This is a genomic window from Segatella paludivivens DSM 17968 = JCM 13650, assembly GCF_000373185.1.
Taxonomy (GTDB): domain Bacteria; phylum Bacteroidota; class Bacteroidia; order Bacteroidales; family Bacteroidaceae; genus Prevotella; species Prevotella paludivivens.
In genome coordinates this window covers 92,136-108,745 of the sequence record NZ_KB890686.1, presented here as the reverse complement: position 1 = coordinate 108,745, position 16,610 = coordinate 92,136, and the positions used below count along the sequence as shown (strand labels likewise).

Annotated in this window: 15 protein-coding genes; 12 read left to right on the top strand and 3 right to left on the bottom strand. The window is 38.7% G+C overall.

The features are described from left to right. Positions 1-170 precede the first annotated feature (170 nt). The 4 genes from purB to trpS all read left to right on the top strand — a co-directional run bounded on the left by purB (position 171) and on the right by trpS (position 5,632). Positions 171-1,517 (top strand): adenylosuccinate lyase, encoded by a 1,347-nt coding sequence (purB, locus tag B045_RS0113920; protein ID WP_018464885.1) that lies wholly within the window; start codon positions 171-173, stop codon positions 1,515-1,517. Positions 1,518-1,599: 82 nt separating this feature from the next. Continuing rightward, positions 1,600-3,135 (top strand): pseudouridine synthase, encoded by a 1,536-nt coding sequence (locus tag B045_RS0113915; RefSeq protein ID WP_018464884.1) that lies wholly within the window; start codon positions 1,600-1,602, stop codon positions 3,133-3,135. Positions 3,136-3,150: 15 nt separating this feature from the next. Next, positions 3,151-4,545, top strand: coding sequence for an asparagine--tRNA ligase (gene asnS, locus B045_RS0113910; RefSeq protein WP_018464883.1), 1,395 nt, complete (start codon positions 3,151-3,153; stop codon positions 4,543-4,545). Position 4,546: 1 nt separating this feature from the next. Then, complete coding sequence (gene trpS, locus B045_RS0113905; RefSeq protein WP_018464882.1) at positions 4,547-5,632, top strand: tryptophan--tRNA ligase; 1,086 nt, start codon at positions 4,547-4,549, stop codon at positions 5,630-5,632. Positions 5,633-5,749: 117 nt separating this feature from the next. On the opposite strand, the gene B045_RS0113900 is transcribed toward trpS, so the two are convergent. The 3 genes from B045_RS0113900 to B045_RS0113890 form a co-directional block, all read right to left on the bottom strand. Beyond that, positions 5,750-6,616 carry a CvfB family protein gene (locus B045_RS0113900; RefSeq protein WP_018464881.1) on the bottom strand — a complete coding sequence of 289 codons (867 nt, stop codon included), beginning with the start codon at positions 6,614-6,616 and terminating at the stop codon, positions 5,750-5,752. Between the two features lie 68 nt (positions 6,617-6,684). Continuing rightward, complete coding sequence (locus B045_RS0113895) at positions 6,685-7,374, bottom strand: ABC transporter ATP-binding protein (RefSeq protein ID WP_018464880.1); 690 nt, start codon at positions 7,372-7,374, stop codon at positions 6,685-6,687. A gap of 11 nt (positions 7,375-7,385) precedes the next feature. Continuing rightward, positions 7,386-9,509 (bottom strand): cation:proton antiporter, encoded by a 2,124-nt coding sequence (locus B045_RS0113890; protein WP_026234432.1) that lies wholly within the window; start codon positions 9,507-9,509, stop codon positions 7,386-7,388. Between the two features lie 125 nt (positions 9,510-9,634). Here B045_RS0113890 and B045_RS0113885 point away from each other — a divergent pair, with 125 nt between their 5' ends. From B045_RS0113885 to truB, 8 genes are all read left to right on the top strand, one after another. After that, complete coding sequence (locus B045_RS0113885) at positions 9,635-10,648, top strand: aspartate-semialdehyde dehydrogenase (RefSeq protein ID WP_018464878.1); 1,014 nt, start codon at positions 9,635-9,637, stop codon at positions 10,646-10,648. Positions 10,649-10,875: 227 nt separating this feature from the next. Next, positions 10,876-11,391: a peptide-methionine (S)-S-oxide reductase MsrA gene (msrA, locus tag B045_RS0113880; protein ID WP_018464877.1), complete on the top strand. Its 516-nt coding sequence runs from the start codon at positions 10,876-10,878 to the stop codon at positions 11,389-11,391. A gap of 1,151 nt (positions 11,392-12,542) precedes the next feature. Beyond that, positions 12,543-13,325, top strand: a complete 783-nt coding sequence (locus B045_RS0113875) for a radical SAM protein (RefSeq protein WP_018464876.1) — start codon at positions 12,543-12,545, stop codon at positions 13,323-13,325. 48 nt (positions 13,326-13,373) lie between these two features. Beyond that, complete coding sequence (locus B045_RS0113870) at positions 13,374-13,823, top strand: lipocalin family protein (RefSeq protein WP_018464875.1); 450 nt, start codon at positions 13,374-13,376, stop codon at positions 13,821-13,823. Between the two features lie 108 nt (positions 13,824-13,931). Further along, entirely contained in the window at positions 13,932-14,810 is an 879-nt protein-coding gene (locus tag B045_RS0113865; RefSeq protein WP_018464874.1) for a cell division protein FtsX, read from the top strand. A gap of 27 nt (positions 14,811-14,837) precedes the next feature. Then, positions 14,838-15,080 carry a DUF3098 domain-containing protein gene (locus B045_RS0113860; RefSeq protein ID WP_018464873.1) on the top strand — a complete coding sequence of 81 codons (243 nt, stop codon included), beginning with the start codon at positions 14,838-14,840 and terminating at the stop codon, positions 15,078-15,080. Further along, positions 15,080-15,910: an undecaprenyl-diphosphate phosphatase gene (locus B045_RS0113855; protein WP_018464872.1), complete on the top strand. Its 831-nt coding sequence runs from the start codon at positions 15,080-15,082 to the stop codon at positions 15,908-15,910. The genes B045_RS0113860 and B045_RS0113855 overlap by 1 nt, the downstream gene beginning before the upstream one ends. Further along, complete coding sequence (gene truB, locus B045_RS0113850) at positions 15,910-16,608, top strand: tRNA pseudouridine(55) synthase TruB (RefSeq protein WP_018464871.1); 699 nt, start codon at positions 15,910-15,912, stop codon at positions 16,606-16,608. The genes B045_RS0113855 and truB overlap by 1 nt, the downstream gene beginning before the upstream one ends. Positions 16,609-16,610 lie beyond the last annotated feature (2 nt).

The window sequence follows — 16,610 nt, the reverse complement described above, 5'->3', positions numbered from 1 at the left end:
AAAAGACTTAGGTTTTTCCTAAGTCTTTTTTTTGTATATGCCCATTTTATTAATCATTAAAACTATCCATGGAAGTCTTTTTAATGATATTTATCATTTCGTAGTTAACTTGTCTCACATAAAATCTATATCTTTGCAACATTATTATAATATTATTACGTAATATAGTTATGAATCTTGATTTATTGACTGCCATATCGCCTATCGATGGCCGTTATAGAGGTAAAACAGAACCGCTGGCAAACTATTTTTCAGAGTATGCTTTGATACGTTATCGCGTACGTGTAGAAATCGAATATTTTATCACATTGTGTGAGTTGCCTTTGCCGCAGCTTGCGTCTTTTGATAAAACTCTTTTTGAACGACTTCGTGATATATATCGCAACTTTGATGAGACATGTGCGGCTCGTGTAAAGGATATTGAGAAAACAACAAACCATGATGTAAAGGCTGTTGAATATTTTATCAAGGAAGAATTTGACAAGATAGGTGGCTTGGATGCTTACAAAGAATTCATACATTTCGGATTGACTTCTCAGGATATAAACAATACTAGTGTTCCTCTAACTGTTAAGGAAGCTCTTGCTGATGTTTATTGTCCTCAGGTTGAAGAACTTATTGCCGTATTACAGCAATATGCCGACGAATGGAAAGATGTTCCAATGCTTGCCAAAACTCACGGACAGCCTGCATCTCCTACTCGCTTGGGTAAGGAAATCATGGTTTATGTATATCGTCTCACCGAACAACTTAATAGTTTAAAGGCTTGCAAGATTACCGCTAAGTTTGGTGGAGCAACAGGTAACTACAATGCTCACCATGTTGCTTATCCAGAATATGACTGGAAAGCATTTGGTAACAAATTCGTAAGTGAAAAATTAGGATTAGAGCGTGAACAATGGACTACTCAGATTAGTAATTATGACTATCTTGGTGCTATTTTTGATGCTATTCGCCGAATAAACACAATAATTATTGATTTGGATCGTGATTTCTGGATGTATATTTCAATGGAATATTTCAAGCAGAAAATCAAAGCAGGAGAAGTTGGTTCAAGTGCAATGCCTCATAAGGTTAATCCTATTGACTATGAAAATAGTGAAGGCAACCTTGGAATTGCTAATGCGATACTTCAGTTCCTCGCTCAGAAACTTCCAGTTAGTAGATTGCAGCGTGATCTTACAGACAGCACTGTATTGCGTAATATCGGAGTACCATTGGGACATGGTATCATTGCCATTCAAAGCACATTGAAGGGATTGCGTAAGCTTATCCTTAATGAAAACAAGATAGCCGAAGATTTGGATAACACTTGGGCTGTTGTTGCAGAGGCTATTCAGACTATACTTCGCCGTGAAGCTTATCCTCATCCTTATGAGGCTTTGAAAGCACTTACGCGTACTAATGCTAAGATGACCGAGGAGACAATCCATGAGTTTATTAAGGATTTGAATGTCAGTGACAGTGTTAAAGCCGAACTTATGGCAATCACTCCACACAACTATACTGGTGTATAAAAACCAGATGTAGGTTTATTAGATATTAATTATTAAATTGAAAATAATAACCAGGCCGCGAGGCTAACTAAATTTTTAGAAAATGGATTCAGAATTAGAAAACAAATCTCAGAATCTGTCAACAGAACAGAATGAGGGCACCCGTGAGGGCTACTCACGAACATCAGGAAATTATTCCAACAATTATCATGAAACTGGAAATCGCACACAGCGTCCACGTATTCACAGTCAGCGCACTTATAGCTCAGAACGCACTGATCGTAGTTATAATAATGATGGTGGTTTCCGCCCTGAAGGTTTTGGTTCAGGTCTGCAAGGTGATCGTATGCAAAACAGCGATCGTCCACAGCGCAGTTATCAACCACGCCAGCAAGGTGGCTATCGTCCACGATATAACAACGATGACAACCAAGGCGGTTACAACCGTGGCGGTTATAATCGTCCTCAGCAGCAAGGTGGCTATCGTCCTCGTTACAATAATGATGATAATCAAGGTGGTTACCGTCCTCGTTACAATAACGACGATAATCAAGGTGGCTATCGCCCTCGTTATAATAATGATGATAATCAAGGTGGTTATCAGCCACGCCAGCAAGGTGGTTACAACAACCGTGGCGGATATAATAACAACCGTGGTGGCTATGGTCAGCAAGGTGGTTACAACAACCGTGGTGGATATAATAACAATCGTGGTGGCTATGGTCAGCAGGGTGGTTACGATAATCGCGGTGGTTATAATAACAACCGTGGTGAATATAATAATAATCGCGGTGGATATAATAACCGTGGTGGTTATGGTCAGCAGGATGGTTATCGTCCTCGCACAGCTGATTATGATCCAAATGCAAAATACAGTCTTAAAAAGCGTATTGAGTATAAGGAAGAGAATGTCGATCCTAACGAGCCAATTCGTCTTAACAAGTTCCTTGCCAACGCTGGAGTTTGCTCACGCCGTGAGGCTGATGAATTCATCCAGGCAGGTGTTGTTACTGTAAATGGTAAAGTTGTTACCGAACTTGGAACAAAGGTATTGCGTGCTGATGAGGTTCAGTTCCATGAGCAGCCTGTATCTTTGGAAAAGAAGGTTTATGTACTTCTCAACAAACCAAAGGATTATGTTACAACAAGTGATGATCCACAGCAGCGCAAGACTGTAATGGATTTAGTTAAGGATGCTTGTCCTGAGCGAATATATCCTGTAGGTCGTCTTGATAGAAACACTACTGGTGTTCTTCTTCTCACAAACGATGGTGATTTGGCTAGTAAGCTTACTCATCCTAAGTTCCTTAAGAAGAAGGTTTACCACGCTTATCTTGACAAGAACGTAACTGCAATGGATTTGCAGAAGATTGTAGACGGTATAGAACTTGAGGATGGAGAGATTCATGCAGATGCAATTGAATATGCTGACGATATGGATAAGAGCCAGGTTGGAGTTGAAATCCACAGTGGTAAGAATCGTATCGTTCGTCGTATTTTCGAGAGTCTCGGATATCGTGTTGTAAAACTTGACCGTGTACAGTTTGCCGGTCTAACAAAGAAAAACTTACGTCGCGGTGATTGGCGCTTCCTCACAGAGCAGGAAGTTGAAATGCTCCGTAGTGGTATGTTTGAATAATAGAATAAAAATTAAATGAAAAGAACAAAAGTTATCGATGCCCTCAAAAGCATTGAATATGGCAAAGACATTAACGTAAAAGGATGGGTTCGTTCTCATCGTAGTAGCAAAGCTGTTGATTTCATTGCGCTCAACGACGGTTCTACCATTAACAATATTCAGATAGTTGTTGATCCATCTATAATGGATGAAGAACAGCTAAAAAGCATCACAACAGGTGCCTGCATCGGTGTTGATGGCATTGTCGTGGAGAGTCAGGGCGCCGGACAAACTGTAGAGATTCAGTGTAAGAACATTGAAATATATGGTCTTTGTCCTTCAGACTACCCTATGCAGAAGAAGGGACAGAGTTTTGAATATATGCGCAAGTATGCTCACTTGCGTCTGCGTACAAATACATTTGGCGCTGTGTTCAGAATTCGTCATAATATGGCAATAGCTGTACATAAATATTTCCATGATCATGGATTCTTCTATTTCAACACTCCTCTTATCACAGCAAGTGATTGTGAGGGTGCTGGTGAGATGTTTCAGGTTACGACAAAGAACCTATACAATCTTGATAAGGACGAAGACGGTAAAATCAAATATGATGATGATTTCTTCGGTAAGATGACTTCACTCACTGTATCTGGTCAGCTTGAAGGTGAACTTGGTGCAACAGCTTTGGGATCTATCTATACATTCGGTCCTACATTCCGTGCTGAGAACAGTAACACACCTCGTCACTTGGCTGAGTTCTGGATGATTGAGCCAGAGGTTGCTTTTCTTGAACAGGAAGGACTTATGGATCTTGAGGAAGATTTTATAAAGTATTGTATACGCTGGGCTCTTGATAATTGCAAGGATGACTTGGCATTCCTTAACAAGATGATTGATAAGGGACTTATTGAGAGACTTGAAGGTGTGTTGAAGCAGGACTTCGTACGTCTTCCTTATACAGAAGGTATAAAGATTCTTGAAGAGGCAGTCGCTAAAGGACATAAGTTTGAAAATCCTGTTTCTTGGGGTATTGACCTTGCCAGTGAACATGAGCGTTTCCTTGTTGAAGAGCATTTTAAGAAGCCTGTCATCATGACAGATTATCCTAAGGAGATCAAGGCTTTCTATATGAAGATTAATGAGGATGACAAGACTGTTCAGGGTACTGACGTCCTTTTCCCACAGATTGGTGAGATAATCGGTGGTTCTGTACGTGAGGAGAACTATGATAAGTTGGTAGGTGAAATAGAACGCAGACAGATTCCAATGAAGGACATGTGGTGGTATCTTGATACTCGTAAGTATGGAAGTTGCCCTCATGCTGGTTTCGGATTAGGTTTCGAACGTCTTATTCTATTTGTTACAGGAATGCAGAACATCCGTGATGTGATTCCTTTCCCACGTACTCCAAAAACTGCAGAATTCTAAAATGGGAAAAATAATACTAACCGGTGATCGTCCTACAGGAAAGCTCCATCTTGGACATTATGTAGGCAGTCTCCGTCGTAGAGTTCAGCTTCAGGATTCAGGTGACTTTGAGCGTATGTTTGTTTTTATGGCTGATGTTCAGGCATTGACAGACAACGCTGATAACCCTGAAAAAATTCGTCAGAATATTATTGAAGTTGCTCTAGACTACTTGTCTGCTGGACTTGATCCAGTAAAATGTACTTTGTTCATTCAGAGTCAGATTCCAGAATTGGCTGAACTGACAACTTATCTGATGAATCTTGTAAGCGTATCTCGTGTACAGCGTAATCCAACAGTGAAGACTGAAATCAAAATGCGTAATTTTGAGGCCAATATTCCTATGGGGTTCTTCTGTTATCCTGTTTCTCAGGCTGCAGATATCACCGCTTTCAAAGCTACAACAGTACCTGCTGGTGAGGATCAGGAGCCGATGATAGAAATCACTCGTGAACTTGCACGCCGCTTTAACCAGACTTATGGTGAAGTGTTGGTAGAGCCAAACATCATGTTGCCTGAGAATGCTACATCTCGTCGCCTCCCTGGTACTGATGGTAAGGAAAAGATGAGCAAGAGCCTTGGCAACTGTATTTATCTTAGCGACGATGCTGATGCTGTTTGGAAGAAAGTTAAGGGTATGTACACAGACCCTACTCATATCAATCTAAGTGATCCTGGACATGTAGAAGGAAATGCTGTATTCACATATCTTGATGCATTCTCAACAGATCAGGATTTTGCTGATTTCTGGCCAGAGTACAGTAATCTTGATGCACTAAAAGATGCTTACACCCATGGTGGAGTAGGCGATATGAAGTGCAAGAAGTTGCTAAATAATGTAATCAATCGTATGCTTGATCCTATTCGTGAGCGTCGCCATGAGTTTGAACAGGATATTCCTGAGATTTTCAATGTCCTCAAGAAGGGTAGTGATGAAGCTCGTGCTGCAGCTGCACAGACTATGGACGAAGTAAGAAAGGCAATGCAGATTGATTACTTCAATGATGCTGCTTTGATCAAGCAACAGACAGATAAGTATAAGAAGTAACTAATTCGTTGTTTCATCCTATATTAAGATGAGGTGATTTGAATGAAAAATAAATAATAACCCCGATGCAGTAGTTACCGCATCGGGGTGTTGTCTTTTATACTTTGCGTATAATCTTTATGCAAGATGAATACCGTCGTTGGCTAATGTTATCAGCTTCTTCTTATAAAGGTCACCGATTGCCTTCTTAAATACCTTTTTACTTACGTGGAACTGGCGCTTTATTTCTTCAGGATCGCTCTTGTCGTTGAAAGTGCAGTGACCATCATTACCCTTAATATAGTCAAGCAATGTTGTTGAAAAGTCTTCTGCTGCTGCAATTCCTAAAGGTTGCAAAGTCAGATCAATCTTTCCGTCTGGTCGCATGTTGCTCACGTATGCCTTCATGCGGTCGCCCGTGTGTACATACTTGAATATCTGATCTTCATAAATCAGTCCTGGATATGTATTGTCTACGATAACCTTAAAACCTAAGTCAGTCTTCTGCCAGATAAGAATGTCTGTTTCAGAACCTCTTTTTAGTTCGCAAGTGTCATCAGTTTCTTTCATATAATGTTCAATCTTAGCACTGGCAACAATACGGTAGCTGTCTTCGTCAATATGTATGTGAACAATATAACTATCACCAATCTCCATGCGCTTTTTCTGCTCTCTGAACGGACAGAAAATATCTTTTGTTAGTCCCCAGTTAAGGAATGCTCCGTATTCATTCACCCATGAACATTCCAGAAATGCGAAATCACCAACCTTAGCCAAAGGCTTTTCTGTTGTAGCGATAGGTCTTTCGTCTTGATCAAGGTATACGAAGCATTCAATCTCGTCACCAGGTTTAGTTCCTTCAGGTACATATTTCTGTGGCATTAGAATTTCTCCCTCGCGACCTGCGTCAAGATATATTCCGAAAACCTCTCCGAAACCTTCACGGCGTGCTTCTTCTTTTACACGTAGGAGATTGTATTCTCCAAGTTTTATTTCTATTGACATAATTTTTTGTTTTACTTGATATAAGCATCAAATCACTTTGCGTGCTGAGGCTTATGCCTTTTTGTTAATTAAATGGTTATACTCTCGGTATTCTCCACATTCTCTTGATCATCTAACAATCCGTCTTTCATGTGTATTGTGCGGTCAGTGATTTCAGCAAGTCCTTCATCGTGAGTTACTATGACGAAAGTCTGACCGAATTTATCTCTCAAGTCAAAAAACAACTGATGTAGTTCTGTTTTGTTTTTTGAATCCAAACTACCTGATGGTTCGTCCGCAAGGATAACGGCTGGATTGTTTATCAAAGCTCTTGCAACAGCCACGCGTTGTTTTTCACCTCCTGACAACTCGGCAGGCTTATGGTTAGCTCTATCGCTGAGTCCCATGAAGTCGAGCAGTTCATTAGCTCTCTTCATTGCTTCTTTGTTGCTTTTCCCAGCGATGTATGCAGGAATCATAATGTTTTCAAGAGCAGAGAACTCTGGTAGAAGCTGGTGGAACTGAAATACGAAACCAATATGCTTGTTTCGGAAATCGCTGAGCTTCTTTGTTGACAAAGTACTTACGTCAACTCCGTCAATCGTGATAGTACCTTTGTTTGGCTTGTCCAGTGTGCCGATAATCTGCAATAGAGTAGTCTTTCCCGCGCCAGACGGTCCGACTATACTTACTATTTCGCCTTTTTTAATATGTAAGTCTATGCCTTTTAATACTTGTAGGCTTCCAAAACTTTTTGTTATGCCTTTGATATCTATCATAATATTTATATTTAATTCTTGTTTTTATTCTTTATCATCCATTGTCTGAAGAACTGGTATGGACTATGTTCTTCAGAAAGTTGCAGTTTCGTGAATGTCATTCCAGATGAATCCCCGTATTGGTCAGGGAAGATGATCATCAAACTGTTGCTGTTGAAGAATCTGGTAAGCTGTTCTGGAAGGGAATCAAATGATGGTATATATGATATAGTTCCCTTTCTGGCTGTGATTACAACAAACAGGTGATCATCGTTGACATTGATTGCCAATTTCGGTAGCTCATCCCAATCTTCAAAGGCTACATATTCCGCTCTAACGTCAGTATGTCTGTTCTGTATGTATTCGTTAATCAGCGAAAGTGTACCTCTGTTGCCGTGAAACTGTATTCTGCAATTCAGGTTTCCTGCCAGTCTTGCCAGTCTTTCAAGCCATCTGTAGAATCCTGGTTCAAATTCTGCTTTCTTTGGTACTGCCACCTGTATCCTTCTGAAAGTGTTGATTGGTTGTAGACATCTTACGATCATCAACTGTCTAGATATGTCATTGAACAGGTTTTGCGTTATGGTTCCCCAGAAGCTTTTGTAGTTTCCGTGGCATTCGTGCATACCCATTATGATTTCTGATGCTGCATATTCTTTAAAAGCATGTGATATTCCGTTACTAATGTTAGTCGCAATTCTGCTTTGTACAATCATTCTCACGTTGGCAGCATTTGCTGTCATCTCCATATATTCAAGCGTGTTTCTTCCTTTTTCTTGGTTATATGCCAGATTAAGGTCATCAAGAACTACGTTAAGTCCAATTATTCCTCTGTTAAGTTTGGTGTTTCTCATCATTATACCAATCTTCACCAGTTCATTTGCTGTTTCTTTTTGTTCCACAGGAATAAGAACTTTCTCATCATCGGCAGTTTTATCTTCGTTAATCTTATTCTTGTTTGTAAGTGCTATTTTGCGCGCAGCTCTTTCGGTAGTAAACGAACTGAATATGCATGTCACAAGAATCAGAATAATCGTACCGTTGAGTACGTCATCATTAAGCAGCCTTTGACCGTTGGGAAGAATTATATTGTATCCTACCAACACTGCTGCAAGAGTTGCTCCAGCCTGTGCGTTGCTTAATCCATATATCAGTTCGCGCTCAATGCTCTTCATGTTGAATAGCTTTTGTGTGGCTAGTGACGCAATCCATTTACTTGATAATGCCACAGCAATCATCACGCCTGCTACCTTTATTGTGCCGAAGCCTGCGAATATAATGTTTACGTTAATCAACATGCCCACGCCGATAAGGAAATATGGAATGAAAAGCGCGTTGCCCACAAACTCAAGGTGTGTCATCAGTGGCGATATGTTTGGCACATATCTGTTCAGCACTAGTCCCGTGAGAAATGCTCCGAGCAATCCTTCCATACCTATAAAAGCCATCATTCCTGCTCCAAGAAATGTCATTGCAAGTACGAATATGAATTGTGTAACATTCTCTTCATATCGTTGAAAGAAGTATCTTGCCATTCGTGGGAAGAAATATATGATGATAAAGAATACGATGAAGAGTTTTATTGCCAGCATAAACCAAAAAAAGCCATTAACTTCTCCCTTGAACATCCCACCGACAATGGCTAGAACAAGCAATGTCAATGTGTCTGTAATGGCTGTTGCTCCGGCTGCAATTGTAACACTTCGTTGTTGAGACAATCCGTATCTTAATACGATAGGGTAGGCTATGAGTGTATGCGATGCATACATACTTGCAAGAAGTATTGATGTAAGAACTCCATATTTCAGTAGCGACGTATTGAGCGCAAAACCTATGATCATTGGTATTGCGAATGCTAGAATACCATGTGTTGAAGTCTTTATTCTATTTTTCTTGAAGTCGGCCATGTTCATCTCCAGCCCGGCGAGAAACATGATGTAGTAAAGTCCTACTTTACCGAACAATTCAAACGAGCTGTCATGTGATAATATGTTGAAACCGTGCGGTCCGACGATAACTCCTGCCAGAATCATTCCTATGAGATGCGGAATACGCAATTTGCCCATTAGGATAGGGGCAAACAGAATGATACATAGGACGATGAAGAATATCCACGTCGGATCTGTTATCGGTAGATATTGCGATATATTTTGCATAAAAGCTGCACGATTTATAAATGATAATGCAAAGGTGCAAAAAAAATATCACTTTTGAATGATATTAATATGAAAAGTTGTATTTTTGCATCTGAAATTAAATTAATTTTTTAAAAGATATCAATATGAAAGTAGCAATTGTTGGCGCAAGTGGAGCCGTGGGGCAGGAATTCCTACGCATTCTTGCAGAAAGGAATTTCCCAATGGATGAACTAGTTTTATTTGGCTCTAAACGCAGTGCCGGAAGTAAATACAATTTTAAGGGAAAAGACTACGAAGTTAAACTTTTGCAGCATAATGATGATTTCAAAGATGTTGATATCGCATTTACATCTGCTGGTGGTGGAACTTCTGAGGAATTTGCAGAGACCATAACAAAATATGGTGCTGTGATGATTGATAATTCAAGTGCTTTCCGTATGGAAAATGATGTTCCTTTGGTAGTGCCTGAGGTTAATGCTGAGGATGCTCTTGACAGACCACGCAATATTATTGCAAACCCAAACTGTACAACTATCATGATGGTTGTTGTGTTGAAGCCTATTGAGGATATCAGCCATATTAAGAAAATCCATATATCTAGTTATCAGAGTGCAAGTGGAGCTGGTGCTGCAGCAATGGCAGAACTCCAGCAGCAATATAAGGAATTGGTTGAGGATGGCGAGGTTAAGACTATTAATAAGTTCCCTCATCAGTTGGCTTACAACGTGATTCCACAGATTGATAAAATGACAGAGACTGACTATACAAAAGAAGAGATGAAGATGTATAACGAGACTCGTAAGATTATGCACAGCGATGTTCGCACAAGTGCCACTTGCGTACGTGTAAGTTCTCTTCGTTCTCATTCTGAAAGTGTATGGTTTGAAACAGAAAAACCTGTAGATGTTGCTGAAATACGTAAGGCTCTTGAGGTTGCTCCTGGAGTAACTCTTGTAGACGATCCTCAGAACTATGTATATCCAATGCCACTTGAAAGTGCAGGAAAGGATGATGTTTATGTAGGTCGTGTTCGCAAGGATCTAGCCGATGATAATGGAAATACATTATGGCTAACAGGTGATCAGATCCGTAAGGGTGCAGCCCTGAATGCCGTTCAGATTGCAGAGTATCTTATCAAAGTAGGAAATATAAAATAACGCTTCTGCGTATTCTCGGGTGATCGTGAAAACAGTATCCAGCCGGCTCTGTATTGATGTTGGTACAGAATACTGTTTTCACGATAATTCTAAAACCACCGATCGGTATAGTTTAGGAACGTTGGCTTATTATTAAGTACAGTTCTTTAAGTTATGCAATCCTCATTTGTTGGGAAAATAGTCAAAATATTATATGTTTTGAAAACTAATTATTATCTTTGTATATTATGAAAGAAATATATTTAGCCGGAGGATGTTTCTGGGGAACAGAACATTTCTTCAAACAAATAGACGGAGTATTGGAAACAAAAGTTGGATTTGCAAATGGACATACTGAAAATCCGACATATAAAGAAGTGTGCACTGATACGACCGGCTTTGCAGAAACAGTGTATATTAAATATGATGAGAAGAAAATAAATCTTGAGTTTTTACTTAATATGTACTTCAAAGCGATTGATCCGGTAAGTGTGAACAAACAAGGTGGTGATTGTGGTACACAATATCGTACAGGTGTCTACTATACATCTAAAGATCAGCTTCCTGTCATAGAGAAAGTTTTTAATCAACAGCAAAAAGAATTATCCGAACCAATAGCTGTTGAAATTAAAGCCCTTCAAAATTTCTATGCAGCTGAAGAATATCATCAAGATTATCTAGATAAAAATCCGAATGGATATTGTCATTTGCCTTTAGCATTATTTGAATATGCTAGAAATGCTAAGGATAAAGGATCTTTATAATTAAGGCTTTAAGAAATAATTTACTTGAGGATATTCCCCAATATTTTTCATGTGGAATGCGTTTTGACGATATAATGCAAACGTTTGATCGATGTAATGCAAACTTTATGTCGTAGTAATGCAAACTTTATGTCGTAGTAACGCAAACTTTATGTCGTAGAAACGATTTTATAATTGAATGCCAGTTAATTCTATCACCTAGGCTTTTTAATAAATATAGTGTCGATGTGTCTATCGCTTGATTATCAGTTATATACGACTGATAATGTAAAAAAATAAGTGACAGTATAGGGACGGCTTTTTCTGCCTTTTATCGATGAAAAGCAAAATAGTTCATAATTCAGAGGCGTTTTTTCACACTCCAGTAAGATGCGTTTCTATATAGAAATGCAATGTTAATGAAAAGATAGCTGATTTTATTTTTTTAAAAATTACCGACAATTGTTTTTGCCCCAAAAGCTATCTAAATTATTGGCACTCAGCTAATCGACAGTTCGACATTTGTTTTTTGAAAAACTTTAGTGTGCGCGTGTACAATATATATGGGAATGCTTTTTGTCTGTGTTGTTTTTTACTTCGGCCTTTTTAATAATGCTGTAGCTAGAACGTAGCCTTGTAGCTAAAAAAACAAAAGCGCAGGGGGGAGTTTATATATAATATAACAAAGAGTAATACCAATGAATCACATGATATACTATGTTTTTTTATTCACAAAAGACGATATCTTGGACTTTGTATAAAAATTCTTGCAAAAAAAACAGAAAAATACAACGCCGGTGCAACTTTTTCGATGAATTTGCGTCTTAATATAAAACAGCAAACTAGATACATTGCTGAAAAGTAATAAATTTACGCTAAAAAACGATTGTAAGAATAATTTGATAAACAAAAATATTCAAAGTAATGCAGTGTAGCCTGCATGCAAATGAATGACAAATATTTCGGCAGGGAGTATTCTCTCCACTTCCTGTCGGATATTTGTTTTTGATGTAATAAATACAGTTTGGTGATTGCCTTATTAAACTTTATTAGTTTGGATAAATTAAAACTTCAATAAAATATTTGTTTGAGTAATATTGTTTTTATATATTTGCAGATACAAGAAATGGGAAAGTTAATATGTTGGCTATGCCCAGGTAATAAAATATAATATGAGTACTGTAATATATCCTTCACCAATATTCGGCCCAATTAATAGTCGCCGACTTGGTATTTCATTAGGTATAAACCTTATGCCGGCTGACGGCAAGGTTTGCACATTTGACTGTATTTACTGTGAATGTGGATTTAACAAACAACGGATTCCTATGCAAAAACGCCCAACTAGAAGCGAAGTAGCTTCAGCTCTGGAAAAAAAACTGAAGGAAATGCACTTGCAGAATGTTCACCCTGATGTGCTTACCTTTGCAGGTAATGGAGAACCTACGGCTCATCCGGATTTCTATGATATTATATGTGATACAATAGAACTTAGAAATCAATATTGTCCAGAAGCAAAAATAAGTGTATTGAGTAACAGTACGTTCATTAATAAAGAAAAGGTAAGAGAAGCCCTTTTATTGGTTGATAATAATATACTTAAAATGGATACGGTCGACCCAGCATACATACAACGTGTAGATCGCCCTACTCAAAAATCGTATGACATCAGTAATATTATTGATGACCTGAAACTCTTCAACGGACATGTGATAATACAATCTATGTTTTTAAAAGGTAAGACCATTGACGGAGTTGATGTTGATAACACGGGTGAAATATATGTGAAACCTTGGCTTGATGCAGTGTTAAGTATTCAACCTCAGGAGGTTATGATATACACAATAGATCGTGAGACTCCTGATCAGAAACTTGAAAAGGCTACCCCTGAAGAATTAGATGCAATTCGCGATAGAGTGATTGCTGCGGGAATACCTTGTACTGCGTCGTATTGATGCAACATCTTGCTGTCATGATTTTAGTAAAATAAATATATTCAGCTTATGAAACCAGATATAACTACAGTTCCAATTCTAGCACTGGATAAGTATCTAGGCAGATGGTATGAGATTGCTAGAATTGACAATCGTTTTGAACGTGGCATTGGTAATGCGATTGCAGAGTATTCGCTTAATCCTAATGGAACAATCAAAGTTGTAAATTCAGGTGTTGACATAAAAACAGGTAGGGTGAAGAGTGCTGTTGGAAAAGCAAAGACAACCTCTGTTCCGGGACTGCTAAGAGTGTCTTTCTTCTGGATCTTTTATTCAGATTACAGAGTGCTGGCTGTAGCTGAAAACTATAAATGGGCATTGGTTGGCGGAAGCTCCTCAAAATACTTATGGATACTTTCACGCAGACCTGAATTATCAGAAGAAGAATTAGCATTGGTATTATCTGAAGCTTCACGTAGAGGATATGATACAGACCGGCTGATTTACCCTTGGAAATAATAGACTAAACTTAGTTCTGTTAAGAGTTAATTGCTGTTAAACTATTGTGTTATCATCACTTTTGCACTATCTTTGCAAGATATTTGGTGTAATACACTCTTTTATTAAATGGGAAAGAAACGTAAAACATCCCGCAGTCGTCACGGATTGCAGGTTATAACTTTGTGCATAAGCACTGCAATGGTGCTTGTCTTGTTGGGAATGGTAGTTTTTTCTGTGCTTACAGCCAGAAACTTATCTACTTATGTTAAGGAGAATCTTGTTGTAACAATGATGCTTCAGGACGATATTACAAATCCTGAGGCACAGCAGTTGTGCAGTATGATTCATCATCGTCCGTATATAAAGAAGATTACATATATCAGCAAGGAAGCTGCTTTGAAGGAACAGACTGCGGCTATGGGAACTGACCCTTCTGAATTCATTGGCACAAATCCTTTCCTTGCTTCAATAGAACTTCAGTTGAAAGGCGACTACGCCAATACTGATTCGCTAAAATGGATTACAAAAGAACTGAAGAAATATCCTAAGGTTGGTGATATAACATATCAGCAGGCATTGGTAAATAGTGTGAATGATAATCTACAAAAGATTAGTCTGGTACTTTTTGTATTGGCTGTATTGCTCACGTTCGTATCATTCTCTTTGATAAACAATACTGTTCGTCTTGGAATATATGCACGCCGATTCTCAATTCATACAATGAAACTAGTTGGAGCATCATGGAGCTTTATACGTTATCCTTTCGTAGTGCGTGCCATCGTGGTCGGTATGATTGCAGCTTTGGTTGCTATTGGCGTTTTGGGAGCATGTGCATATGCACTGTATAGCTACGAACCAGGAGTCTTGACAGTCGTTACATGGGACATAGCTGCTATCACCGCAATATCTGTGTTCTTGTTTGGAATCATCATTACAGCAATATGTTCAAGTCTGTCTGTCAACAAGTTCTTGAAGATGAAGGCAGGTGATCTTTATAAGATTTGATAAATAAGAAATATAAATAAAAAAACAATGGATAAGAAGAATTTCGCTTTCGACAAAACCAACTTTATATTGTTGGCTGTCGGTGTGGCTATTGTCATAATCGGGTTTATTCTCATGGGTGGTGCAGGTTCTACAGAGAATACATTTAACCCAGAAATATTCAGTGCTATTCGCATAAAGGTAGCTCCGGTAGTATGCTTCGTAGGTTTTATATCTATCATCTACGCTGTTATCCGTAAACCAAAAGACGAAAATAACGCTGCTGAATAATGGATTTAATACAAACAATCATCATTGCCATTGTTGAAGGCTTGACTGAATTCCTGCCGGTATCATCAACCGGTCACATGATAATAACTCAGAATTTACTAGGTATCCAACAAGGCAATCCATTTGTTCATGCCTTTACTTTCATTATACAGTTTGGAGCAATTCTGTCTGTCGTATGTTTATATTGGAAAAAATTTTTCCAAATGAGAAACTATGAGGAATTTATCAGTAAGATGAAATTCTATGGTCTTCTTATCGTTGGCGTTATACCAGCTGTATTTATCGGCTTGGCTGCAAAGAAATCAGGATTGCTTGACTGGCTGCTTGATAGTGTAGAAGTTGTTGCTGTTATGCTTGTGCTAGGTGGTATCTTTATGCTGTTTTGTGACAGAATATTCAATAAAGGTAAAGAAGATAATAAGGTTACTTGCAGACGTGCCTTCTTTATAGGTTTATTCCAGTGCCTTTCTGTTATTCCAGGTATGAGTCGCAGTATGTCGACCATTGTCGGAGGAATGCAGCAGAAACTGACACGTAAGAATGCAGCTGAATTTTCTTTTTTCCTTGCCGTACCAACAATGGCAGGAGCTACACTGCTTGATTTGATAGAAATGTTCGGCGAAGGTACAAAATGGGCTACACCACATAATATAATGCTATTGTTAGTAGGATGTGTTATCGCATTTTTCGTTGCTTTGCTGGCAATGAAATGGTTTGTAAGTTTCCTTGCCAAATATGGTTTCAAGGCATTCGGTTGGTATCGTATTGTTGTTGGATTAATAATTTTGGTAATGCTTCTTACTGGGCATTCACTAGTAATGGCTAGCTGATGAATAAGGATTTCAAGGCAGGTGAGGTGTTTGCAATAGATAAACCTTACCACATAACAAGTTTTGGCGCATTGGCGCATGTGCGCTATGTGCTTTCACATGAACTTGGATATAAAGTTAAAATAGGCCATGCCGGAACGCTTGATCCTTTGGCAACAGGAGTTTTGATATTGTGTACCGGTAAAGCTACAAAGAGAATAGAGGAATTTCAAGGTCATACAAAGGAATATACAGCTATTTTGCAGCTGGGTGCTACAACGGTGAGCTATGATATGGAGCATGAGGAAAATGAGCATTTTCCTACAGAGCATATTACTCGTGAACTTATAATCAGTAAACTCAAACAGTTTATTGGCGATATAGAGCAAGTTCCGCCTACATATAGCGCAGTGAAGATAAACGGAGATCGTGCTTGTGACTTGCGCCGTGCTGGTGAAGAAGTGACGCTGAGAACCAAAAATGTACATATTGATGAGATTGAGGTGACAGATTTCGATGCTGAAAAGATGTTGCTCAGTATTCATGTAGTATGTGGAAAGGGAACTTATATACGCGCTTTGGCACGTGACTTGGGGCGTGCACTTGGCAGTGGAGCATATCTTACTGCATTGAGACGTACCAGAGTCGGTGATTTTACAATAGATAAATGTCTCGATTACGAGCAAATAAAAGAATGGTTAGTACAAACTGATAAATAAAT